We start from the raw sequence: 1,621 nt of genomic DNA, 5'->3' as shown, positions 1-1,621 counted from the left end.
GACGTGCTGCACTGATCGTATCAGCCGCAATGACTAAATGGCTTGTCAAGAACTTCGGTTCCACATCCCCATGATGAGAGAGAATGGCATTTAATACAATTTCCTTTTCACCATGCTTCTTACAGAACTTATAACCCAGTTCTACATGAGAGCCATCCTGCTGTTCGATGTTCAAAGCCTTTCCTATGTCATGCAGTAAGCCGGCACGCTTAGCCATCTGCTGATTCAAGCCCAGCTCGGCAGCCATAGCGCCTGCTAAGTAAGCCACCTCAATCGAATGCTGTAACGCATTCTGTCCATACGAATAACGATACTTCATCGTACCAATCAGTTTTACGATCTCACGATCGATTTTTCCGATTCCTAACTTAAAGATGGCATCTTCTCCCGCATTCATGATCTCCTGATCGATTTCCTGCTGGTATTTCTTTACCACTTCTTCAATACGACCCGGCTGAATACGTCCATCACGAATCAAATGCTCCAAAGCCAATCGTGCGACTTCACGACGAACCGGATTAAAACAAGTGATCGTAATCAAATCCGGTGTATCATCAATGTTTAATTCTACACCCGTTGCCTGTTCAAAAGCACGAATGTTACGACCTTCACGTCCGATGATTCGACCCTTCATCTCTTCGCCGGGAATGCTGACAACGCTGACCGTACGCTCCTGTGTTTCCTGCTGTGACATACGCTCGATCGCTAAGGCAATAATATTCTGCGCTTTTTGCTGCGCCGTTGCCTTGGCTTCTTCTTCCTTGTCTTTGATGTACGCAATTGTTTCATGCTCCATCTTCTTTTCCACAACAGAGAATAATTCCTTGCGGGCATCCTGCTGCGACATCTTAGCTACACCTTCCAAAACCACGATCTGGTTATCGATTTGTTCCTGCAGCTTTTTCTCTTTGTTCTCTAAGGATGATAGTTTATCAGTCACTTTCTGCATTTTTTCGGTAATCTGACGCTCTTTTTGATTTAAAGCTTCATCACGAAAATTCAAGTTATCTTCTCTACGCAATAACTTGTTTTCCAGGTTTTGTACTTCCTGTCTTCTTTCTTTGATGTCTTTTTCTGCTTCGATCTTTAAATCGTGAGCCTGTGTTTTACCATCCAAGACTGCCTGTTTCAGTTTTGCCTGCGCTTCTGATTCGGCATCTTTTAAAATTCGTTCTGCTTCTTGCTGATTTTTATTAAACCCTGCTTTGTTGTAGACGATCATTCCACCGCCGCCAACACACAGACCTATGATCCCTGAGATAAGAGCTGTTATTGGATCCATACTCATACCTCCTAATCCTAGTTAAGTTTTTAAACGAAAAACCATATCTATTATACATAAAAAACACATCAAAGTCTAATGATAAATATAGTCGGATGTCAAATGCCAAACGAGAGAATCGCTTACCATATGTCTCTGTTTAAAAAAAATCGCTATACCCACAGTTTGGTGATTTAGCCATAATTCAGCATTAAAAAGAAACTTCACATAAAGCATCTGTTGCAATCTGCCGGATAAAAAAGTAATGAATAGAGTACTTCAACTTCTTTAAGACATAGACAAGTATTTCCTGGGCATCCATCCCCTGTACTTCTCTTTGTATACAGAACAATGCATTGT

At 41.6% G+C, this 1,621-nt stretch carries 1 protein-coding gene; it reads right to left on the bottom strand.

Features of this window, described 5'->3' with window-relative positions:
- The coding region (gene rny / locus U0M88_RS07480; protein ID WP_442902242.1) for a ribonuclease Y at positions 1–1,288 on the bottom strand (1,288 nt) is incomplete at its 3' end.
- Positions 1,289–1,621 lie beyond the last annotated feature (333 nt).

This window comes from Faecalicoccus sp., assembly GCF_036552745.1.
In the GTDB taxonomy this organism is placed as follows: domain Bacteria; phylum Bacillota_I; class Bacilli_A; order Erysipelotrichales; family Erysipelotrichaceae; genus Faecalicoccus.
This window is presented reverse-complemented; position numbering and strand designations above follow the sequence as displayed.